The organism is Acinetobacter sp. NIPH 542 (assembly GCF_000369825.1).
GTDB classification, from domain to species: Bacteria; Pseudomonadota; Gammaproteobacteria; order Pseudomonadales; family Moraxellaceae; genus Acinetobacter; species Acinetobacter oleivorans.
Window position 1 is genome coordinate 2,041,037 of sequence record NZ_KB850206.1, and the last position, 23,652, is coordinate 2,064,688.

Annotated in this window: 20 protein-coding genes; 10 read left to right on the forward strand and 10 right to left on the reverse strand. The window is 38.6% G+C overall.

Annotated elements, in window-relative coordinates:
• Positions 1-9: 9 nt before the first annotated feature.
• Positions 10-789, reverse strand: a complete 780-nt coding sequence (gene yaaA / locus F886_RS15035; RefSeq protein WP_005306994.1) for a peroxide stress protein YaaA — start codon at positions 787-789, stop codon at positions 10-12.
• Positions 790-914: 125 nt separating this feature from the next.
• Between yaaA and F886_RS15040 the strand changes: the two genes are divergently transcribed.
• Positions 915-1,547 carry an alpha/beta hydrolase gene (locus F886_RS15040; RefSeq protein ID WP_005306997.1) on the forward strand — a complete coding sequence of 211 codons (633 nt, stop codon included), beginning with the start codon at positions 915-917 and terminating at the stop codon, positions 1,545-1,547.
• 58 nt (positions 1,548-1,605) lie between these two features.
• On the opposite strand, the gene rtcR is transcribed toward F886_RS15040, so the two are convergent.
• On the reverse strand, positions 1,606-3,204 hold the full coding sequence (rtcR, locus tag F886_RS15045) for an RNA repair transcriptional activator RtcR (RefSeq protein ID WP_005307000.1): 1,599 nt from the start codon (positions 3,202-3,204) through the stop codon (positions 1,606-1,608).
• A 67-nt stretch (positions 3,205-3,271) separates the two neighbouring features.
• Here rtcR and F886_RS15050 point away from each other — a divergent pair, with 67 nt between their 5' ends.
• From F886_RS15050 to rtcA, 5 genes are all read left to right on the forward strand, one after another.
• Complete coding sequence (locus F886_RS15050; protein WP_005307003.1) at positions 3,272-4,246, forward strand: ribonuclease Z; 975 nt, start codon at positions 3,272-3,274, stop codon at positions 4,244-4,246.
• Positions 4,247-4,500: 254 nt separating this feature from the next.
• Positions 4,501-5,769 carry an RtcB family protein gene (locus tag F886_RS15055; RefSeq protein ID WP_005307006.1) on the forward strand — a complete coding sequence of 423 codons (1,269 nt, stop codon included), beginning with the start codon at positions 4,501-4,503 and terminating at the stop codon, positions 5,767-5,769.
• A gap of 2 nt (positions 5,770-5,771) precedes the next feature.
• On the forward strand, positions 5,772-6,155 hold the full coding sequence (locus F886_RS15060) for a DUF7684 family protein (RefSeq protein WP_005307009.1): 384 nt from the start codon (positions 5,772-5,774) through the stop codon (positions 6,153-6,155).
• A 12-nt stretch (positions 6,156-6,167) separates the two neighbouring features.
• Entirely contained in the window at positions 6,168-6,626 is a 459-nt protein-coding gene (locus F886_RS15065) for a DIP1984 family protein (RefSeq protein ID WP_005073494.1), read from the forward strand.
• Positions 6,627-6,885: 259 nt separating this feature from the next.
• Positions 6,886-7,947, forward strand: coding sequence for an RNA 3'-terminal phosphate cyclase (gene rtcA / locus F886_RS15070; RefSeq protein WP_005307012.1), 1,062 nt, complete (start codon positions 6,886-6,888; stop codon positions 7,945-7,947).
• Between the two features lie 19 nt (positions 7,948-7,966).
• Here rtcA and F886_RS15075 read toward each other — a convergent pair whose 3' ends face one another.
• The 4 genes from F886_RS15075 to pheA all read right to left on the reverse strand — a co-directional run bounded on the left by F886_RS15075 (position 7,967) and on the right by pheA (position 13,572).
• Positions 7,967-9,427, reverse strand: coding sequence for an aminoacyl-histidine dipeptidase (locus tag F886_RS15075; protein ID WP_005307015.1), 1,461 nt, complete (start codon positions 9,425-9,427; stop codon positions 7,967-7,969).
• Between the two features lie 170 nt (positions 9,428-9,597).
• The gene (locus F886_RS15080; protein WP_005068294.1) at positions 9,598-9,981 is read right to left on the reverse strand and encodes a hypothetical protein; all 384 of its coding nucleotides are present in this window, start codon (positions 9,979-9,981) and stop codon (positions 9,598-9,600) included.
• Between the two features lie 127 nt (positions 9,982-10,108).
• A complete protein-coding gene (locus tag F886_RS15085; RefSeq protein WP_005307018.1) occupies positions 10,109-12,355 on the reverse strand; it encodes a bifunctional prephenate dehydrogenase/3-phosphoshikimate 1-carboxyvinyltransferase in 2,247 nt (748 codons plus the stop codon).
• Positions 12,356-12,462: 107 nt separating this feature from the next.
• Positions 12,463-13,572, reverse strand: a complete 1,110-nt coding sequence (gene pheA, locus F886_RS15090) for a prephenate dehydratase (RefSeq protein ID WP_003650703.1) — start codon at positions 13,570-13,572, stop codon at positions 12,463-12,465.
• Between the two features lie 184 nt (positions 13,573-13,756).
• Here pheA and F886_RS15095 point away from each other — a divergent pair, with 184 nt between their 5' ends.
• Complete coding sequence (locus tag F886_RS15095) at positions 13,757-14,701, forward strand: alpha/beta hydrolase (RefSeq protein WP_005307021.1); 945 nt, start codon at positions 13,757-13,759, stop codon at positions 14,699-14,701.
• Between the two features lie 108 nt (positions 14,702-14,809).
• A complete protein-coding gene (locus tag F886_RS15100) occupies positions 14,810-15,436 on the forward strand; it encodes a hypothetical protein (protein ID WP_005307024.1) in 627 nt (208 codons plus the stop codon).
• Positions 15,437-15,486: 50 nt separating this feature from the next.
• Here the strand turns inward: F886_RS15100 and F886_RS15105 are convergent, their stop codons facing one another.
• Positions 15,487-16,632 carry an acyl-CoA dehydrogenase family protein gene (locus F886_RS15105; protein ID WP_005307026.1) on the reverse strand — a complete coding sequence of 382 codons (1,146 nt, stop codon included), beginning with the start codon at positions 16,630-16,632 and terminating at the stop codon, positions 15,487-15,489.
• A gap of 163 nt (positions 16,633-16,795) precedes the next feature.
• On the reverse strand, positions 16,796-18,154 hold the full coding sequence (locus F886_RS15110; RefSeq protein WP_005307027.1) for a dicarboxylate/amino acid:cation symporter: 1,359 nt from the start codon (positions 18,152-18,154) through the stop codon (positions 16,796-16,798).
• 505 nt (positions 18,155-18,659) lie between these two features.
• Here F886_RS15110 and F886_RS15115 point away from each other — a divergent pair.
• The gene (locus F886_RS15115) at positions 18,660-19,673 is read left to right on the forward strand and encodes a glycosyl transferase family protein (RefSeq protein ID WP_005307029.1); all 1,014 of its coding nucleotides are present in this window, start codon (positions 18,660-18,662) and stop codon (positions 19,671-19,673) included.
• A gap of 202 nt (positions 19,674-19,875) precedes the next feature.
• Here the strand turns inward: F886_RS15115 and F886_RS15120 are convergent, their stop codons facing one another.
• Positions 19,876-20,148: a YeaC family protein gene (locus F886_RS15120; RefSeq protein ID WP_004791223.1), complete on the reverse strand. Its 273-nt coding sequence runs from the start codon at positions 20,146-20,148 to the stop codon at positions 19,876-19,878.
• On the reverse strand, positions 20,145-21,053 hold the full coding sequence (locus tag F886_RS15125) for an NAD(+) kinase (RefSeq protein ID WP_004791221.1): 909 nt from the start codon (positions 21,051-21,053) through the stop codon (positions 20,145-20,147). The genes F886_RS15120 and F886_RS15125 overlap by 4 nt, the downstream gene beginning before the upstream one ends.
• Before the next feature lie 185 nt (positions 21,054-21,238).
• Between F886_RS15125 and mrcB the strand changes: the two genes are divergently transcribed.
• Entirely contained in the window at positions 21,239-23,635 is a 2,397-nt protein-coding gene (gene mrcB / locus F886_RS15130) for a penicillin-binding protein 1B (protein ID WP_005307032.1), read from the forward strand.
• Positions 23,636-23,652: the final 17 nt, after the last annotated feature.

The following is a 23,652-nucleotide window of genomic DNA, read 5'->3' on the forward strand; positions in this document are numbered from 1 at the left end:
TTAGTAAGGCTAAGCCACTTGCTCATCGCGCTTAAATACCAACTCTTTTGCTGATGAACTCTCAACATCAAAGTAGTATCCATCGGTGTTGAACGCTTTAATATCCTCAGCTTTATTTAATTGGTTTTCAATCATAAAACGAGCCATTAAACCACGTGCTTTTTTCGCATAGAAACTAATGACTTTATATTTACCATTTTTCTGATCAAGAAAAACAGGCTTAACAATTTCAGCCTTAATTTTCTTTTCATTGACCGATTTGTAATACTCATCTGAAGCTAAGTTTACAAGTAATTCAGAATTTATTGCTGCCAAATCTTCATTAATCTGGTTTGTGATAATTTCACCCCAGAACTCATACAAATTATGACCACGCGTATTTTTTAATTTAGTGCCCATCTCAAGACGATAAGGCATCATTAAATCTAAAGGACGTAACAAACCATATAGACCAGAGAGCATACGCAAATGCTGCTGTGCAAAATCAATATCTTTATCTTTTAAATGGTACGCATCTAAACCCGTATAGACATCACCTTTAAATGCATAAATTGCCTGACGAGCATTTGAAAAATCAAATTCGGGCTTCCAATCCCTAAATCGGTCTACATTTAATGTGGCAATTTTTTCACTAACACTCATTAAACTCGCAATTTCCGAAGCAGAAAGTTTACGGCTAACATCAATTAATTGTGCTGAGTGTTCTAACAAGCGAGGCTGAGTAAACTCATCTGTAGGTAACGCTGTTTCATAATCCAAAGTTTTTGCAGGAGAAATTAAAGCAAGCATACATAACCTGAAAAAATTATTCTTAATACCAACTATAACAGTAGATATTTTTTAATGCTAACTCGTGTTTTCAATGACGACTATCGGTAAAATAGCATCACGTATTGTTATTTAGCGGTTCTTATATGTCTGAGCAAACTTTCATCCAGGGTCCAGTAGGTAAAATTGAACTTTTCGTTGACCGCCCTGAAGGTGAAATCAAAGGCTTTGCGGTTGTTTGTCATCCGCACCCATTGCAAGGTGGAACCCCTCAACATAAAGTCCCTGCCCTTTTAACCCAAATCTTTAATGAATATGGTTGCATTGTTTACCGCCCAAGTTTCCGCGGCCTAGGTGGCAGTGAAGGCGTTCATGATGAAGGCCATGGTGAAACTGAAGATATCTTAGCTGTCATTGAACATGTTCGTAAGCTTCATGAAGGCCTACCATTTTATGCAGGTGGTTTCAGCTTCGGCTCACATGTTCTAGCAAAATGCTTTGCACAGCTTGATCCAGAATTACGACCTATACAGTTAATTTTATGCGGTTTACCAACGGCTACTGTAGTAGGTTTACGCCACTATAAAACTCCTGAAATTCAAGGTGATATCCTACTCATCCATGGTGAGCAAGATGACATCACCTTACTTTCAGATGCAATTGCATGGGCAAAACCCCAAAAGCATCCGATTACGATTTTACCGGGCGCTAATCACTTCTTTACAGGTTATTTAAAACAGCTTCGTCAAATCATTACACGCTTTATTATCATGAAATAAAGTGTATGTGATGGGCATAGATTGAGTCTATGTCCATCACTTATGAGCACTGTAACTGCTAAAAATTATTCCAACTTAATCCAAAACGGGCCAAATATTTTTTCACTCGGTCGCTATCGTTCGTTGTATTACGTTGTTGACGAGATACTGAAAAGAGTTGTCTTCCCGCCTCTGCCATTGATTTTGAATTTTCACAGACTTTGAGCACACCTCGTAATTGAATCTGATCAAATTCATCTATTTGTTCTAGCTGCTCAGGACTCAAATAGTTCAACAAAATATCTGTATTTTTACCATTGTAAGATTCATCCTGAGTAATCCAAAGTTGCTTTAGGCGTTGAATTTCTTTTTCTACAGCTTCACGACGAATTAACTCACCATGAGATAAAGTTGCCAAACGAGTTACGCTCGCTGCTAAATCTCTAAAATTTCCTTGCCATGATGCATCTACTGATTTAGCAAACTTTAAATATGTTTCTAAAGCATCACGTTGAAAACGTAATTGTCTTTGATGAATTGCAGCAAAACGCTGTAGCTCAAAATCAATATTGGGTGCAATATCTTCTACACGGTCTTTTAAATTGGGTAAAAAGAACGTCCACGTATTCAAACGAGCCCATAAATCTTCACGAAAACGGCCAGCTTGAACCTCATTACGCAAATCACGGTTAGTACCTGCAATCAACTGAAAATCGGCTTGAATTTCTTTATCACTCCCAACAGGAAAAAAGCTTTTATCTTCTAGTGCTTTTAGCAGCATTGCTTGTTCATCAAGCCCTAACTCACCAATTTCATCTAAAAATAAAATGCCTTGGTCAGCACTTTTTAATAAACCAGCGCGAGATGCAGCTGCTCCTGTAAATGCACCTTTTATGTGACCAAATAAGGTCGACATAGCACTATCACCACGTAAGGTTGCACAGTTAACATCGATAAAACGACCGCTTAATTGAAATTTATCTTTCTTTAATTGAAAAATCTGTTTTGCCAAATGAGACTTACCAACACCTGTTGCACCCATAATTAAAATAGGCGCACTAGAGCGGGTTGCAACTAATTCAACTTCCTCAATAAGCTGATTAAACGCTTTATTATGAGTAGAAATATTTGCTTTAAGTTGTTGCCAATTTTGTTTTTGTTCATCATCGAATCGCTGTTTTAAAACATCGTATCGAGACAAATCCAGATCAATAATTCTATATTCACCTTCTGGGGTCTTTGGTTGATTAGGTGAACTTTGGATAAGTTGAGCTGGTAAATAATGCGCATCTATCAATAAATACCAACAAATTTGAGCAACATGCGTTCCCGTTGTGATATGCAATAAATAGTTATTTTTTTCGACATCAAACAGATAGGTTTTTACAAAATCATAGAGTGCACCATAAACTTCAGCAAAATCCCAAGGATCTTTAATACTAACCTTATGTCCAGAAACCTGAGTTTGTGGAGAAATTTCTTTTGTGTCTGCTGCTATAGATTTAACTAAATTATGATGTTGTCGATCATGTAACAGTACCAATTCATCTATAAGCAAATCTTCATGCATTAACAAGCTAATCGTAGGGCGCCAACGTTGCCATCGATCTGGCTTTCTTCCCTGATCAAGTGTAGAACCGACAAAGCCAATAACGACTGTTTTCTTTGCATCCGCCATAATTTCTATAAAATTTTATAAGTGTCTATAATATACAATACGCATTTGACCAAAAAATTCCAAGAATATGCTTCATTTTACTTTTTTAGGCACATCTTCGGGTGTACCTACCCTGACACGTAATGTTTCAGGATTAGCAGTTCGTAACAGCAAAAATAAGGACTGGATTTTAATTGATGCCGGCGAAGGTACACAGCACCGCGTTCAACAAGCCAAACTTTCATTACAACACCTAGTTGCCATTTGTATTACACACGTTCACGGCGACCATTGTTATGGCCTAGTTGGTTTATTGGCAAGTGCAGGCATGAATGCCCGTAGCAAACCATTAATCGTGATTGCACCGAAAGAAATTCAGCAATGGTTTGAAATCACTGCCCAGCTTACTGACTTACACCTACCTTACTCACTGCAATTTATTGATGTAAATGAAGCAATACAACCACAACAGATCACTGATGAATTCATTGTTCAAGCACACCCACTAAGCCATCGTGTTCCAAGTTTTGCTTTTAGCATTTATATCAAATCTATTCAGAAGAAGTTAGATACCCAAGCTCTAACTCAGCTTGGCGTACCTCAAGGCGATATGTGGGGTCATTTAAAACGAGGCTACAATGTTGAATTTGAGGGGCAAACTTTAAAAGCTCAAGACTTTATCAAAGTTCAAAATCAACAAGTTCATGCAATTATAGGTGGTGATAATGACCAACCTGAACTATTAGCTGATGCTTGCAAAGATGCTCAACTCCTTATTCACGAATCGACTTACTTGCAAACGGTTTTAGATAAAGTCGGCAAAGGTCCAATGCATAGCTCAGCAAAAATGGTGGCTGAATTTGCAGAACAGCAATCTTTAAGTAATTTAATTCTGACGCATTTTAGCCCCCGACATCAGGATAAAGCTGGGCAGCAAGCTATTACTGAAGAAGTTCGCCAGCTTTATAAAGGTCATTTTTATTTAGCCAATGATTTTGATGAATTTACTTTAAATGAAGCTGGACAGCTTTTTAAAGTCGATAAAAACGGTAAGGCCTATTAAATACATATATCCAAAAAGATATTTAAATATATTTTTGGATATCTTTTAAATATTAAAATTTCCAAAAGAAATTAGTCAGACTGAGAAACTAATTATTTTTATATATTATTTTCAATGACTTATATTTTAATTATATTATTTTTAAAAAGTTGGCACACTCAGTGCAATAGTACAAAGCACACAACATCATTGGGATCTTGTGAATAACACCTGCCTGCAAACGCTTGGCAGGCAGGCTTTGAAAGGAAAAGAAAATGTCTGTCATTGAAGAAATTAACCAACAAGCTCAATTTGAACAAAAGCAGCAAGAACGTTCTTATCAAGTTCTGCAGAATGAAAAAAGTATGCCAATCAAAATGTGGACTAAAGGCGTGCTTGTTGATGACAACTCAAAACAACAATTATTGCAAACTGCTCAAATGCCTTTTATTTATAAGTGGATGGCTGTAATGCCAGATGTACACTTCGGTTTAGGAGCAACTATTGGTAGCGTGATTCCAACTAAAGGGGCAATTATTCCTGCTGCTGTGGGTGTAGATATTGGTTGTGGAATGATGGCAACCCGTACAAGCTTAACTGCTTCAGATTTACCAGATAACTTACATGCCCTACGTACTGAACTTGAACGTTTAATCCCACATGGAATGACTAAGCGCGGACGTGATCGTGGGTCATGGGAAACTCCACCAGAAATGGTAGATCAAGCTTGGACCGATCTGGTTGCAGATTTTGAATATATTTGCGCAAAACACCCACGTTTAAAAAACACCAACAACCGCAAACATTTGGGAACTTTAGGTACTGGAAACCACTTTGTAGAAATCTGTTTAGATGAACATGATCATGTTTGGATTATGTTGCACTCAGGTTCTCGTGGTGTAGGAAATGCTATCGGTAATCATTTTATCGAACTTGCCCGTAAAGATATGCAGAAGCATTTTATTAATTTACCAAATAAAGATTTAGCATACTTGGTTGAAGGAACTGAACACTTTGATGATTACTGGTTTGCTGTAGGTTGGGCTCAACGCTTTGCGATGAAGAACCGAGAAATCATGATGCAATCTGCGATTAAAGCCTTGGCTACGATTGTACCAAAGCCTTTTCAGGCACGTTTGGAAGCAGTGAACTGTCACCACAACTATGTGGAAAAGGAAGAACACTACGGTGAAGAAGTAATGGTCACTCGTAAAGGTGCAGTCCGTGCGCGTCTAGGTGAATATGGAATTATTCCTGGTTCAATGGGAGCGAAGTCGTTTATTGTCCGTGGGCTTGGAAATCAGGAATCTTTCTGTTCATGTTCGCATGGTGCAGGCCGTGTTATGAGCCGCACTGAAGCAAAACGACGTTTTACCGTGGAAGATCAGATTGCACAAACTGAAGGTGTAGAATGCCGTAAAGATGCTGCTGTTATTGATGAAATTCCATCGGCATATAAACCAATTGAAGATGTAATGAAAGCTCAAAGCGATTTGGTTGAAGTGGTGTATACCTTACGACAAGTGGTGTGTGTTAAGGGTTAATCATGGGAAAAGATAGTTTAGATATTCGAAGTTATAGAATCAGGGCAAATGAAGAAAAGTATCTGATTCTACCTGAGCAACCCTATTACATCATCTTAGTGGTGGAAACCGCTCAAATTCTGCCTGAATGGCGTAATTGGATTTGTGAGCAGATTGTCTATTCCAAACATTGTCTTCAAGCAATGGTTACAGGGTATGAGTGTTCTATTTGGCATGATGTCCTAGATGAAACATATCTAGTTTTTTACAACTATCAACCACCAGCCGATCATTGCTTTATGACAACTTGGCATGAAGATGAAACTTTAGAAGACATTACTGAATGTGCAAAAACTACTATGCAATTAGAAGATATTTCAAACTTAGTGATTGTACATATTGAATAAAAGGTAAATAAAATGAAACTCGCAGAAGCACTTTTACTTCGAAGCGATCAACAAAAAAAGCTTGCTTCGTTAAAACAACGAATTAATGCCAATGTATTGGTACAAGAAGGTGATGAACCTAGTGAAGATCCAAATGAGCTCATCAAACAAGTATTCGCTTTAACTCAGGAAAGCAATCAATTGATTTGTCGTATTCATTTGACCAATGCACAAGCAAAACTGGAAGATGGCAAAGTATTGTTGTCCCTATTAAGCTTGCGCGATAGTTATGCTGAACAGCATAAGATTTTAATAGATGCGATTGCCAATACACATCGAGAACCTGATCGTTATAGCTCACGTGAAATTAAGTGGAAGAAAGTCATTCCTGTTTCTAGCTTACAAAAGCAGGCGGATGATATCAGTGCGAAACTCCGTGACTTAAACGTTAAAATTCAGGCTGCTAATTGGCAAATTGATCTAATCGATTAAACAATAGATTTTGTGAAATCATTTTCACAATCAAAGTTTGGACATACTGGGTGAGTACAAGATCCTGCGTTACTCCGATCTGAGGGATTGAAAATAATTCAGGCGGCTATGGCAGCATGTGAGCCGTGCATCGATATTCACTTATCAGGCTCAGCACTATGCACCTAGTAAACCTTTGTCAAAAGCAAAGTCACACGTTACTTCGCATTACCATGTACTGACAGTATGTTCATTAAATTAGAAAATAAGGAAAACAGAAGTGAATAAAGCTTTGGCAAATATGCCCAAAACCATCCAAATTGATGGTTCACAAGGTGAAGGCGGTGGACAGATTTTAAGAACCGCCCTTGCCCTCTCAATGATTACAGGTCAGCCCTTTGAATTAATTAATATACGTGCAGGACGTAAAAAACCAGGTTTAATGCGCCAGCATTTGGTCTGTGTACAGGCATCTCAACAAATTAGCCAAGCCTATGTGGAAGGTGCTGAATTACATAGCCAACGTTTATATTTCGCACCTCAGCATGTTCAAAGTGGTAAATATCAATTTCAAATCGGTTCTGCGGGTAGTACAACACTGGTTCTACAAACGCTTCTACCTGTTTTGTTATTACAAAATGAAGCTACCGAACTCACCATTTCAGGGGGTACACATAATCCACTTGCACCAACAGCAGATTTTATTGAACACTGCTTTTTACCTGCTCTAGCGAAGATTGGAATTAACGTCGATTTTAGATTAAATAAAGCTGGCTTTTTTCCAATTGGTGCTGGTGAAATTCAGATTACTGTTCAGCCATGGCAAGATCGAAACAGCTTAAATTTATTAGATCGTGGTGCTTTGCAAGGCAATGAAGCTTTTGCAGCTGTATTAAATCTTTCAGAAGAAGCACAGATAGCACAACGTGAATTAACCACATTAAGTAAAAAACTAAACTTAAGCTCTCAGCAGCAATTTCATTTAAATGGAGTTAGCCAAGGCAATACAATGTATGTGAAAGTTGCTCATCAATATCACACTCAACTTTTTACAGCTTTAGGTGAAATGCGCAAAAGTGCGGAGCAAATAGCTGATCACTTAGCAAAAGATGTAAAGCTATATTTATCTTCACAGGCTGTTGTAGATGAGTATTTGGCAGATCAATTGCTTCTACCTTTAGCTTTAGGTCAAGGTGGTGAATTCACCGCACAATGTATTAGCGAACACACTCGTACTCAAGCAACCATGATTGAAAAATTTATTGATTGTGAAATCGAATTTGTCGAGTTAAATCCAGATCATTTTCATGTAAAGGTTAAAGTTCAAGAGGCTCATGACTGAGCTTCTTAAACCTAAAAAATTACTCTACAGATGCCAAAGCTGTCACCAATAACTTCCAGCACTTTTCTACAGTATCTACTTTAACTCGCTCACCCGGGGCATGTGCTCCCTGAATATCCGGTCCAAACGATACCATCTGTAAATCTGGATAATGTTCAGCAATAATCCCGCACTCCAAGCCTGCATGAATCACTTTAAGATTTGGTTCAATGTTAAATGCCTTTTGATAGGCTTGCTGTAAGCACTTTAAAGCCGCTGAATCTGGGTTTGGCGTCCATCCCGAAACCAACGGCGTGAGTGTAGAGCTAATATTAAATTGACTAAAATGTGCCTGAATTTTTTCTGCAAAGTCTTGAGCTTCTTGGTTCACCATTGAGCGAACCATTAAGACAGCTTTTCCGCCCTCCCGATTTAGTTTTACAACCCCAATATTATTTGAAGTCTCAACTACATCGGGTAGAGCTTGACTCATACTTTCAACACCATATGGACTTGTTGCCAAAGCTTGTAACCATTCATTTTGCTGTTGATGAGTAATGACTTCGGTTACTTCAGTGCTATTCAGTTGAATACTTAATTGCAGATTGTCATCAATACCTTGTAGCTGTTCTTTCCATGCTGTTTGATATTCAGCAAGTAATTTTTCTAGTTCATGTAATTGGTTAGGCGAAATTACAATAGTTGCGACTGCTTCTCGAGGTAAAGCATTACGAGCTGTACCACCTGTAAACTCAACAAGTCGTCCACTAAGCTTTGCTAAATACTCATTTAAAAAGCGGGCCAGAATAACGTTGGCATTGCCACGTCCTAAATGAATATCTACACCAGAATGGCCACCTTTAAGGCCAGCAACCTGAATATTCACTACCGTCAAATTTTCAGGAATTGTCTCATATGTGAGTGGCTGTTCTACTTCAACATCAATACTGCCAGCACAACCGAGATATAACTCGCCCCACTCTTCTGTATCAATATTAAATAACCATTTCCCTTTTAACACACCTGCCTGTAAAAGCCGTGCACCACTCATACCCGCTTCTTCATCAACAGTTAGAAGAACTTCAATTGGCCCATGAGCAATATCATTTGAATCTAAAACTGCCAAAGCCAATGCTACCCCAATGCCATTATCAGCACCTAAAGTAGTGTCTTTAGCAATTAACCAGCCGTCTTCAAGAACTGGGCGAATCGGGTCTTTAAAGAAGTCGTGTACTGTGCCAGTGTTGGCTTGTGTGACCATATCTAAATGGCCTTGCAGAATGACTCCAGGTACATGTTCTTTACCCGCAGTCGCATTCTTACGGATTATCAAATTCCCCACTTCATCTACGTAAGTTTCTAAATTTCGACTTTCAGCCCAGTTTTGTAAAAATTCACGAAGCTGCTGTTCATGCTTTGAAGGGCGAGGAATAGTGCAAAGTGTTTGAAAATGCTGCCAAACCACTTGAGGAGATAACGCTGCAATATTGACTTGTGTCATGAAAACCGTACTCTAATTATGTAAATATCTTAATAATTTCAATATACACAATGCATTAAAGATAGGTAGGAATTTCAGGAAAGATTTTGTATTTTTATCTTTAATCTAAAGAGATTGTACGACTTTTCTAAAAAGCCGTACTTCATGAATAAGTCTTAACAGTCGTATGCTTAGTTCTTCCATTCAAATGCTGAAAAGCTATGATCAGCTTTCAAACTATTTTCAACTGCCTGTGCAAGCTGACGAATAATGCTTTGTGTTTCAATCTTTTCAAACCAATCTTGTTCTTCATCTGGATTGGCAGAAATTTCACACATCAAATGCCCTTCATGGTCTGTTTTTTGACAAGTAATAGACAAGGGTAAAAGATGATTATCTATACTGACTTCTACCTTTTCATGCTCATGCACAATGTGCTGTGCATCAAAACCATAATGCCCCAATTGTTTAAATAGTAAAGCTGCTACATATTCTTGAGTGATATGGCATTCATTTGGTGGATGATCAAGCACCCCATGTTGTGGGCAACTGGCAATAAATTGTAATTTTTTCATCCTTTGTCCTAACACTTTTATCATTATCTGCGCTTAGCATAAGCAATAAACAAACAGCAGCCAAGCCTTTAGCCCGCTGCTGCCGTTGCTATTGTGTTAGCAATTATAAAATGTGTTAGGTCAAAAGTTATTGGCTAACTTCGATTGTTAAGCCTGCACGATTCGCCAACTCAGTGAAAGTTGGGAAGCTTGTCGCCACAGTTTCAGTACCCTGAATTGTAATCGGACCAGAATTACGAAGACCCGCCATACTAAAACTCATAGCAATACGGTGGTCATGATGTGATTCAATTTCACCACCAGCAAAGATTGGTGACCAATCACCTGACTTACCCTTACCTTCGATAATGATGCCATCATCAGTTGGCGTGCAGTCAATACCCATGATTTTTAAGCCATCTGCCATAACCTGAATACGATCAGATTCTTTCACACGAAGTTCTGCCGCACCGGTTAGTACCGTTCGGCCTTCGGCACAAGCTGCTGCAATAAATAAAGCTGGGAATTCATCAATTGCTAAAGGTACTTGGTCTTCCGGCATATGAATACCTTTAAGCGTGCGTGAACCTTTAATATGAATATCAGCAATAGGTTCGCCACCAGCAATACGTTCATTTTCAACGGTCAGGTCAGCACCCATCTGTTTTAAAATTTCAATTACGCCAGTACGTGTTGGGTTAATACCTACAGCTTCCAGAACAACATCGGAACCCTCAGTAATTGCAGCACCCACCATAAAGAAAGCAGCTGATGAAATGTCTGATGGAACCTGAATATCAGTACCTACTAATTTACCGCCACCAACGAGTGAAATTTTATTGCCTTCAGTTTTAACGTCATAACCAAATGCACGAAGCATGCGCTCTGTATGGTCACGAGTAGGTTCTGGTTCAGTTACCGAAGTTTCACCTTCAGCCCACAAACCAGCAAGTAAAATACCCGACTTCACTTGAGCAGATGCCATAGGTAAATCGTATTGAATGCCTTTTAATTGCTGGCTACCCGTAATGCTGACAGGTGGTGTACCTTTCTCACCTGTTGTCTGGATTTGCGCACCCATTAAACGTAAGGGCTTAGCAATACGCTCCATTGGACGTTTAGAAAGTGATGCATCACCTGTCATCACTGAATCAAACTTTTGTGCAGATAACATGCCTGAAAGCAAACGCATGCTTGTACCAGAGTTACCCATATACAATGCACTTGCTGGCGCTTTTAAGCCATGCATGCCCACGCCATGAATGGTCACTTCACCATTTTTAGGGCCTTCAATGCTTACGCCCATATCACGGAAAGCTTGTAAAGTTGCTAAAGCATCTTCACCTTCGAGGAAGCCAGTGACATGAGTCGTGCCTTCGGCAATAGCACCAAACATAATGGAGCGATGTGACACAGATTTGTCACCCGGTACGGTAAATTTACCTTTAAAAGCCTTATTTCCCGGTAAGATACTGAATTGCTGTGTCACCTTATTTTTCTCCATTAAAGGTTTTTTGGCTAACATATGATTGAAATGCTGACGTGCTGCCTGAGCATGGCCGAGTAAACCCATTAATGCATGAGAATCTTCGTTTTCAATCAATTTTCTAAGTACGGTAAGTTGCTTTTCGAAGCCATCTACAGCATTTAATATTGCTGTTTTATTGGCAAAGAAAATGTCATGCCACATTTGAGGATCACTAGCCGCAATCCTTGAAAAGTCACGGAAACCACCTGCTGCATAACGGAAAATATCAAGATTATCTTCACGGTTTGCAAGTTGCTCGACCAAATTAAATGCCATCAAATGTGGTAGATGACTCGTATGTGCCAGCACTTCATCATGCTTAGCAACATCCATACAAATGACTTCAGCTTTAGCAGCTGACCAAAGTTGAATCAGTTTATCAACAGCCCATTCTGCACTTGTCGGTAACGGCGTTAAAATTACTTTGTGATTTGCAAATAGATCAACCTTACCTGCATGAACACCCGTGTGTTCACTACCTGCAATAGGGTGTCCCGGTACAAAACCTGCTGGTAAATTTTCACCAAATACAGCTTTTGCTGCATCAACGACATTACCTTTTGTACTTCCCACATCGGTTAAAATTGTGGTTTCTGACAAATAAGGTTTAATCTGCTCAAGCACTTTTTGCGTAGCACGTACTGGCAAGGCTAAAACGACTAAATCTGCCCCTTTCACGGCTTCAACAGGATCAGAAAATCCTTCTTGTATTAAGCCAAGTGATTTTGCATCTTCTAAAGTTTTCTGTGAGCGTGTAGATGCAACAACTGTTGTGGCCAACTTTTCTGCAACAATAACACGAGCTAAACTCGACCCGATGAGTCCTAAACCAATAAATGCAACTTTTTTAAATAGGGGTTGTGACATAACTTCAACTTTGCTTTTGCTCAAAGTTATTTAAATCATTGAGCAATTTGTTTTTAAGCATAATGACATGCTTACCTTGATGCATGTCATTATTCCAACATAAGTGATTACAGAACAGCGGCAGGATAAGAACCTAAAATACGAATCTCTTTCACCATTGGGCGAATATCATTAATCGCAGCAGCAACATTCTCTTGTTCGATATGACCTTCTAAATCGATAAAGAATACGTATGCCCACTTTTCAGGTAATGCTGGACGAGTTTCAATACTTGTTAAGCTAATATTATGTTTTGCAAATGGTGCTAAAATTTCTAATAAAGCACCCGCACGGTCGTGTGCTGAAATCAATAACGATGTTTTGTCATTACCGCTTTGTGGAATTTTTTCACGGCCAATCACTAAGAAACGCGTGGTATTTTCCGGATTATCTTCAATATTGCTATGTAAGATTTCAAGGTTATACATGCCTGCTGCAATATCAGATGCAATTGCTGCTGAATGCCATTCGTTGCGAATACGGCGGGCAGCTTCTGCATTTGAGTTTAAAGCAACACGTTCAACACCCGGATAATGTGCATCTAACCACTGGCGACATTGTGCCAAAGTTTGCTGATGAGCATAAATCTGCTTAATACTGTCTTTACGTGTATTTTCAGAAACAAGAAATTGATGATGAATACGTAATTCAACTTCACCAATCACATTTAAATTCGATGTTTTAAAGCAATCTAAAGTATGGTTTACAACACCTTCAGATGAGTTCTCAACTGGAACTACACCGTAATGTGCACTACCTGCTTCCACTTCACGGAAGACTTCATCAATCGTTGGAAGCGGGCGTACAACCGCATCTTTACCAAAATGCTTAAGCACAGCAGATTGAGTAAAAGTACCTTCTGGCCCTAAAAATGCAATACTTTGCGGCGCTTCTAAAGCAAGGCAAGCAGACATAATTTCACGGAACAAACGTGCCATGGTTACATCAGACAAAGGACCTTGGTTACGCTCCATAACTTTACGTAAGACTTGCGCTTCACGTTCAGGACGATAAAACAAAGGATTCTCTTCGGAAGCAAATTTAGCTTTAGCAACAGCTTCAGCAAGGCTTGCGCGGCGATTTAATAATTCTTGAATCTGTTGATCTACACTATCAATATCTTCACGAATTTGTTCTAAACTAAGAGAAGTCGTTTTGTTTTGATCATCGTTGATCATTAGAATGCAGCCTCAGTAAAATCATCTTTTAAACGAGAGTATAACAATAGTCTGCTTTGATTTGTTAGGCAATATGGCTGTAAGAGCTTTTTTCATTAACCTTTTTGCACACATTCCTTGAATTACTTTATTTGATAATGATTTTCATTTATCATTTGTATAATAAATTTTATTATTCCCCATTATGCATAAATCATTTTTCTTTTTACCTTGCTGTTTCCTTTTGAGCTCATTAATAAGCAGCTCTGTTTTGGCTCAAACTTCTACACAAAATCAATCAAAAATCGTTTTTCAAAATAATCAGGCACAATTTCAAATTAAATCTAAAAATACAGGCCATGATTATCTTATTCAAATTTATAAACCACCCGTTGCCCCACCCCAACATGGTTATCCAGTACTTTATATATTAGATGGCAATGCAACATTCCCAAGTGCTGCCAATATTGCCCAGTCAATTGGTGCAGGTTCAGCAAAATTAGGCCTAGACCCGCTCATGATCGTCGCGGTTGGCTATCCGCAGCAAAAAACTTTTGATGTGCAAAAACGTGCTTATGATTACACACCAAAACCTTCTGCTGAATTTCAGGCACAAGGTAAATATAAATATGGTGGTGCTGACAAATTCATCAACTTTTTAAATGATGAACTCAAACCAGAAATTGCAAAACAGTTTCCAGTTAATAGTCAACAACAGAGCCTATATGGACATTCTTTTGGCGGCTTATTGGTTCTTTATCATTTTTTTCAAAAGCCAGATGCGTTTCAGCGTTACTTTGCTGCAAGCCCTTCTCTTTGGTTTGACCAAGGCATGTTATTTCAAAAGTTAGATCATTGGCAAAGTCAAAAACAAAGCAATTCTACGATGCTTTTGACCACGGTCGGTACACATGAGCAAGGTGGACCTCGTACTCAACTTGATAATAAATTTAACGAAACAGATTTCTTTAAAGCTCTGGAAAATAAACGTTCAGATCAATTTACTTCTTGGCATTTTTATAACCCTGCTGAACAACATATTACCAATTTGTATGCGAGTTTGCCGAAAGCACTTATGTTTGCTGCATGCCAAAACTTAGAAAACTGCAAATCTTTATTTGATGAGCCTACAGAGCAAACAACTAAATAAAACCCATTTAAATTAAAAGAGGAGCATTCCACTCCTCTTAAAGACAAAGCTCTTAATCGAGAGAATTAGTTATACTGTCTGAAGATGTCATAACAACAGTAAAATAGAATGAATAAAATTCTTGTTTTAGGTCTACTGAGTTTTATTAGTGTCAGTCTAACGGCTTGTGGTGGCTGCCCCCTCATCGCGGGGTGCAATGGTACTGATCCGTCCCCGTACTATATGACGACTGCCAGCAATCAAGTTCGTGGTATTCCCGTGCCAGCCCAGACTAAACTCACTTACAAGTCACAACATTTTAGGCAGGAATTTCAGCAAATACATGCCTTAAAAGAGAAAAATTTAACAGCTATTGCGTTACCAGAAAATACAGCAATCATTTGGGGCGGTATGCCAGTAGACATGTTTATACAGTTTTATAATCCCGAAATGAAAGGATTTTCAGTCTATCCTGCGAAAGGATTTAAAACAGAATTATCAAATGAGTTTTTACGTTTATGGAAAAGTTGTGAAAGTGATTTAAACATTAACCTAAAGGATCCTAATGACTGGTCATTTAATCCTAAAAATATGGAAATAACTGGTTGTGGTGTCGTCTTTCAAAAGCGCAGTGAATATACCGAAGACTCATTCCGTCAAGATGAAGCCGATGAGTTTTTAAGAAAGATCAATCATGCATTACAGCAATTACCGAAACAACAAAACTATCCTGTCATTCAGCAGAAGACTAAATAGTTAAAAACAAAACAGCCTGTTCTAAGACAGGCTGTTTTTTCTCTGCTTAATTAGGCTTTGCCAATTAATCCACGGGCTACGATTTCTTTCATAATTTCATTTGTACCACCGTAAATACGTTGGATACGGGCATCTACAAAGAAACGTGAAATTGGATATTCAGTCATATAACCATAACCACCAAAAAGTTGGAGTAAGTTGTCTGCAACCTTCATTTGCATATCACTACTGAAACTTTTCAATGCTGCAGCTGTTTCTACATCTAGTTTGCCTTCTTGATATAAGGCAACGTTTCTTTCATAAAAAGCTGCTGTAGCAAGCTCATCAATTTTTGCTTGTGCTAAAACAAAACGTGTATTTTGGAATTGTGAAATGGGTTGACCAAATGCTTGGCGCTCTTTTACATAAGCTGTTGCCAAATCAATCGCACCGCGAATTGCCCCAATTGCAGTAGATGCAATTGCAGTACGTTCACGAGGTAACTCTTGCATTAAATAAGCAAAACCTTGCCCAGCTTGACCAAGTAATTGGTTTTTAGGTACTTTCACATTGTCAAAAAACAGCTCAGATGTGTCTTGAGAATGTAGGCCGATTTTGTCTAAATTTGTGCCTTTTTTAAAGCCTTCCAAATGTGTATCTGCCAATAATAATGACACACCTTTCGCCCGTGCTTGAGGATCAGTTTTTACTGCAAGCACAACAAGATCAGCATGCTGTCCATTTGAAATAAATGTTTTTGAACCATTTAATAAATAGTGATCGTCTTGCAAAATGGCACTGGTACGCATTGATTGTAAATCCGAACCTGCTCCTGGTTCAGTCATACCAATTGCACCAACAACTTCACCTGTTACCATTTTCGGTAACCAATGCTGTTTTTGCTCTTCTGTCCCAATATGTAAAATATACGGTGCGGCAATTTCAGAGTGGCAAGAAATAGCTGTAGATAATGCACAAAAGCCAGCACGTGCAGATTCTTCAACCAGCATCAATGAATAGTAAGTTGGAACCCCATAACCACCATATTCTTCTGGAACATCTACACATAAATAGCCATTTTCACCCAGTTGATTCCAAACTGAACGAGGCATGATTCCTTCGCGTTCCCATTGCTCGTAGTGAGGCGCAATATGCTCACTCATAAAACGTTTAAAATTATCACGGAATAATTCTAAATCTGCATCGTATGCCAACATAATATTTTCCTTCAGCTTTATTGTTTTATCGAATCTCATTGCTGTGCATGCTAATCATTTTTTTAGCAACTGTCATGGCATAGCTGCTCATTAAAACTGTACTTTTCAGTCAGCCAATAAAAAAGGAAGCTTTAGCTTCCTTTTTTATATAGGTTTCTTTGAATTAATCTAGACCTTCAGCGACTTGAGGACTTTTTGGTTCCATCATTTTTCTGTCGACTTCATCTGGATTATTTAAAGCATCATTAAGCTTATCTTTATCTAAAGCACCGACCCATTTCGCAACAACAATTGTCGCTAAAGAGTTACCAACAAGGTTAGTTAAAGCACGTGCTTCTGACATGAAACGGTCAATACCTAAAATCAATGCCAAACCTGCAACTGGAATATGTCCTACAGCAGACAAAGTTGCCGCCATGACAATAAAGCCAGATCCAGTTACACCCGCCGCACCCTTAGATGAGATTAAGAGTACTAATAACAAAGTGATCTGATGTTGAATATCAAGCTGAGTATTCGTTGCCTGAGCAATAAAGATTGCAGCCATAGTTAAATAAATTGACGTTCCATCTAGGTTAAATGAATAACCTGTTGGAATAACCAAACCAACTACAGACTTTTCACAACCTGCAATTTCGAGTTTACGCAACATGCGAGGTAAAACAGATTCAGAAGAAGATGTACCAAGTACAATTAATAACTCTTCACGAATCATGCGAATCATTTTAAGGATACTGAATCCACTCATACGGCTGATTGTACCCAAAATCAAGAAGATAAAGAGTAGACACGTAACATAGAAGCAGAGAATTAATTGCCCTAATTGTACAAGTGAACCAACGCCATATTTACCAATGGTGAATGCCATTGCACCGAATGCACCAATCGGAGCCAGTTTCATAATCATGTTCACAATGTTAAAGAACACATGTGCAACTTGATCAATAAATTTTAAAACTGGACGTCCTGCATCACCTAACTTATGTAAAGCAAAACCAAAGAGAATCGCAAAAAGAAGGACTTGTAAGATTTCACCATTTGCAAATGCGCCAACAACCGTATCTGGAATGATGTGCATTAAGAAATCAATGGTAGATTGTGACTCACCAGAACTGACGTATTTTTGAATGCCCGAGGTGTCTAGAGTTGTAGGGTCAATATTCATCCCTACACCCGGTTTAGCAATGTTAATTACAACAAGGCCAATGAGAAGTGCAATTGTTGAAACAACTTCAAAGTATAACAACGCGACGCCGCCAGTTTTTCCGACTGACTTCATGCTTTCCATGCCAGCAATACCGCTGACCACGGTACAGAAAATAACTGGAGCGATGATCATCTTGATCAAACGAATAAAGGCATCACCTAATGGCTTGAGTTTCTCACCTAAACCTGGGATATGCTGTTCAACACCATTGACAATTTGCGTTGAGCTTGGGGAAAAATGCCCTACCAAAACACCCGCAATAATCGCAATAATCACCTGAAAATAAAGTGATTTATAAATCGGTTTTTTAGCCATAACTTTACTTCAATCTATATTTCCAAGTCCGTTGGAAATACCAAAATGAAACGTCTATTCTTTACGAATACACAGCCCTAACCTTTCACATGAACACCGCAAAAGGGAAACGGTTCTTTGTAAACAAAAAACCTTCCTACTACCTCAATGAAAACAAAAAAAGTTGTTTTCTAAAACAGGAGAATACCTGAAGTTTCTAACCACTTTGAGTAGTTAGAAATAACCTCTTACTTTTTCAATAAAAAGCTGAAGATATAGGAGAATCACAGAAAATTATGATATGAGTGCTCAAAAAAGCACGAGAAAGTGTACTCGAATTAAATAATGATTCGGTTAAATTTTTAGCTAATACGCGCAAAAAACACTCATGCAGCCTTAAGACTTTAGTATAAGAAACACTTTTGATATTTTTTCGACAGTTTTTTATGTCATATTGATTAAATACTTGTGGACATTTCATTTTGAGCTGCCTACATCCCATCATTTTTATTGTTTTTGAACCACGATGAATACTAAACGTAATATCTATAAAGATGCTGAACACCCATTCGCTCAATATGTCCGTATTTTAGGTAAGGGAAAAAGTGGTTCACGCTCTTTAAGCTATGAAGAAGCTTATCAAGCATTTAGCATGATTTTAAAAGGTGAAGTGCTTGATGTTCAGTTAGGTGCTTTTTTAATGCTACTTCGTGTTAAAGAAGAATCTATTGATGAACTCGCGGGATTTGTTCAAGCCACTAGAGATCAACTCAATTTTCAACCTTTAGACGTTGATTTAGACTGGTCATCTTATGCAGGCAAACGCAAACATTACCCATGGTTTTTGTTAGCAGCTCTCACACTCGCCCAGCATGGCTATAAGATTGTTATGCATGGTGCATCAGGCCACACGCTTAACCGCGTCTATACCGAGCAAGTTTTAGAATATCTGGGTTATCAAATTTGTCATTCTGAACAAGAAGTTCGCACGCAACTAGCAGAGCAAAATTTTGCCTACTTACCACTAGATGTGATTTCACCAGTTTTAAGTGAACTGATTTCTTTAAGAAATGTAATGGGTCTACGCTCACCTATTCATACTTTAGCCCGTTTAATTAATCCTTTTAATGCTAAAGCCACCTTACAAGCTATCTTCCATCCAGCGTATAGAACCTCTCATCAACATAGTGCACTGCGCTTAGGCTATCAAAATAGTGCTGTGATTAAAGGTGAAGGCGGAGAATTTGAGCGAAATCCAGATGCAAAAACACTCATTTGTGGCATTAAAGATGGTGAGCTTTATGAACACGAATTACCAAAACTCACGCCTGAACGTAGTCCAACTGAAGAAGAGTTAGACTTAGCAACTTTTAAAGCAGTATGGTTAGGTCAACAGCACCATGAATACGGTGAAATGGCAGTAACTGAAACAATGGGAATTGCGCTATATACCATGGGCGTTGTTGCTGGTTTTGAAGAAGCAATGCAGAAAGCAAAAGTGTTATGGGAAACAAGAAATTCAAGCAATCTTAATGCGTAGTTAACAGATGCTATCGTGAAAGTCGACATGGATGTCGACCGTATCACTGCGATACATGGAAGTATCGTCAGTGATACAAAGGATTTTTGGTTACTTTTGATCCTTCAAAAGTAATAAAAGCCTATATGCTATAACTCATGAAAAACATGGTATTCAAGGCTATATGGAATAACAAAAAATAAGTTTTCTGTCTTATAAAATTTTAAACAAAACGAATTGGTTTAAATTCTGGCTCATGTTTGTGGTGATCATCTTCACAAACCTCACCCTCTTCTTTTGTACCGCGGTCAATATAGCCACTACGCTGCTCTTCTGGTAAGTTCTTTAACTCCCAAGCAATTACAGCTTGCATACAAGTTTCACGCTGCTCTTTTGTTAAAACAACGCCATTTGGCCATTTACCAATTTCTACTGCTGTTTTTAAACGCTCTACAATCTCAGGGTTTAAAATAGATAGCATTTGTTCAATATTCATGATTCATCTCTTTGGAAAGATTCAAAATCTTGGTTCCAACCAAGTTTGGTACGGCAGGCCATATAAAAATCATAACCTGGTGGATGCAATAAACTTAGTTTAAATGGATGTTTGCGGATGTGTAAACTATCTCCAACATTGAGCGATATGCTATGTTGACCATCTGCACTCACCATTGGTAACACCCGATTTTCGCGAATAACAATCTTAATTTCGCTTTGTCCACCGACTACGATAGGACGTGATGACAATGTATGCGGATGCATGGGAACTAATGCAATTGCATCCATACTTGGATGTAAAATTGGTCCACCACCTGACAACGCATACGCTGTTGAACCAGTTGGAGTCGAAACAATTAAACCATCACTATGTTGGCGATAAACATATTGGCCATCAATGTTGAGTTCAAAGTCAATCATATGGACCGACTTACCCGAATGCAAAACGACATCGTTTAAAGCAATGGCATCATAAATGACTTCGCCATTTGTTCGCACTTCCATTTCAAGCAAGAAACGGCGATCAAGTTGAAAATGCCCTTGAAGCACTTGGTCAAGTTTAAAAATCGCTTCTGACGGTTTGATATCGGTTAGAAAACCTAATCGACCACGGTTGATACCAATAACAGGTGTATTGTAACGAACTAAAGCTCTTGCCGCGTGGAGTAAAGAACCGTCCCCGCCAACTACAATAACTAAATCAGCAACTTCACCTAATAAATGACGGCTTACTACCTGTGCATGATCATAAGGCACTAATTCAGCAGTTTCCTGATCAAAAATGGGGTTTAAACCTAGGTTCAATAAATGATCATGAATTAAACATAGTGTTTCTACAACTGATGATTTATCTGGTCGACCGATTAACCCGACGTTTCTGAAGGACTTATGTGAAATTTGCACGAATGAGTAAGCTCCGCTGCGATACTTGCCTATAATAACATTAACCTGATTAATTTAAAAAAACATAACTACAAGATGCTGTAAAATTCAATCTAAGTTTTCCAATTATTCACAGTTTTATCATTGCAAATTGATGACAAGCTATCGCATCATTACAGGCATTGTTAGGGTTTTATCTCATTTTTATGAAGTTTGAACGTGGTATCGGTTTCTTTGCACTAATCTTTTCCATTTTGGTCATTGGTGCTTTTATTGCTCTTAGTATCTATCTGATTCGTTTAGATAATATTATCCGTGAAAAATTTGAAGGACAACGGTGGGATATTCCTGCCAAAGTGTTTGCACGACCTCTGGAAATTTATAACAACGCGCCTATTTCCCAAGCAAATTTCACTCAAGAATTGAAGCTACTGGGTTACAAAACTTCAAGTAATTATGACAAATCGGGAAGTTATGTTGCTCAAGGCAGCAACATGTATATTCACACACGTGGTTTTGACTACGGCGACAGTGTTGAACCTGAACAAGTCTTAGAGTTAAGTTTTGCAAATGATCAAGTTGTTGAAGTTCGAAGTACTAAACCCTCTTCAACAGGCGTTGCACGCTTAGAACCGTTACTCATTGGAGGAATTTATCCTCAACACAATGAAGACCGTGTACTCATTAAACTGAATAATGTCCCTAAACCACTTATTGAAGCTTTAATTTCTACAGAAGACCGCAATTTTTATCATCATCATGGTATTTCAATTCGCGGTACGGCTCGTGCACTAGTGAGTAATATCACGGGTGGAAAGCGTCAAGGTGGCTCAACCCTGACTCAACAATTAGTTAAAAACTTCTATCTCACACCTGAGCGCACACTAAAACGTAAAGTTAATGAAGCCTTAATGGCCTTGCTCATCGAATTGCATTACAGCAAAGATGAAATTTTAGAAGCCTATTTAAATGAAGTGAATCTGGGCCAAAACGGTAGCTACTCAATTAATGGCTATGGTTTGGCTTCACAATTTTATTTTGGTTTACCATTACGTGAACTTAGCGTTGCACAACAAGCTTATCTAGTAGGTTTGGTACAAGGCCCTTCTTTATATAATCCTTGGAAAAACCCTGAAGGTGCAAAAAAACGCCGCGACACTGTGTTAAATAACATGCGTGTGATGGGTTATTTAACTCAAGCCGAATATGAAGATGAAATTGCACGTCCTTTAAATGTATTAAGTAAACCAAGTTTAGGCCCTGCAAAATTCCCAGACTTTTTAGATATTGTGCGTCGTCAGTTGCGTACAGAATATCAAGAAAGTGATTTAACCAATCAGGGCTTACGTATTTTTACGACCTTAGACCCAATTACTCAAACACAAGTTCAAAATGCGTTTAAAGCTTCAGTAGATCGCTTAGCTAACAGCAACCCAGCACGTTTGAAAAACCTACAAGGTGCTGTACTAATTGCCCATCCTGAAAATGGTGAGCTTGTTGCAGCAGTTGGCTCTACACAAGACTTTACTGGTTTTAACCGTGCTTTAGATGCAAAACGTCAAGTCGGTTCTTTATTGAAACCTGTCATTTATTTAAGTGCGATTGAATCTGGACGTTATAACTGGGCAAGTCAAATTGAAGATGCTCCAATCAGTGTTCCTGTAGACGGCGGTAAAAGCTGGACACCTAAAAACTATAGCGGTGGTGGACATGGTGTAGTAAGTCTGAGCGAAGCATTAGCAAACTCATACAACCTTTCTGCTGTACGTTTGGGTCAAGAGTTTGGTTTATCAACATTTACCAATAATCTAAGAAAGTTTGGTGTTGAATCAACGATTCCTGCCTACCCTTCTATTTTCCTTGGGGCAGTCAATATGTCACCAATGGAAGTGCTCGGAATCTATGAAAACTTCGCCACAGGCGGTTTTAAATATCCAACTCGTGCAATTCGCTCTGTGGTAGATGCGAATGGTCGTTTACTTGACCGTTATGGCCTGAATGTCCAACAAACGATTGATCCAGCTGTTGGCTATATCATGAACTATGGTTTACAACAGGTTATGTCTTCGGGTACTGGTCGTTCAGCCTATAGCAGCTTATCTCCAGCTTTAAAATTGGCGGGTAAATCAGGTACGACTAACGATACACGTGACTCATGGTTTGCAGGTTATTCGGGTAACCATGTCGCTGTAGTATGGTTAGGTTTAGATGACAACAAAGTAACAGGATTAACAGGCTCATCTGGTGCATTGCCAGTATGGACTAACGTAATGAAACAGTTACGCCAAACTCCTGTGAATATACGTCAACCAGACACTGTACAGTGGCAGTGGATTGATCGTGCAACAGGTGATTTATCTGCTCAGGCTTGTGATGGCGCTATGTATATTCCGATGCTAACACATACGGTTCCGCACCGTGCTACACCATGTGGAGCACCTTATTATCAAGTTGATCCAACATATACGCCACAAAGTGATAACACAACGCCTGACTCTCAGGATGATAATACCGACAGTTATATTCGTGAAAGTGAAAGTCAGATGCAACAAGATCTGTCAAATAACTCACGTGTAATTTCAAGTGGTAGTTATAACAACTAAGCGTAAACAGGAAATTA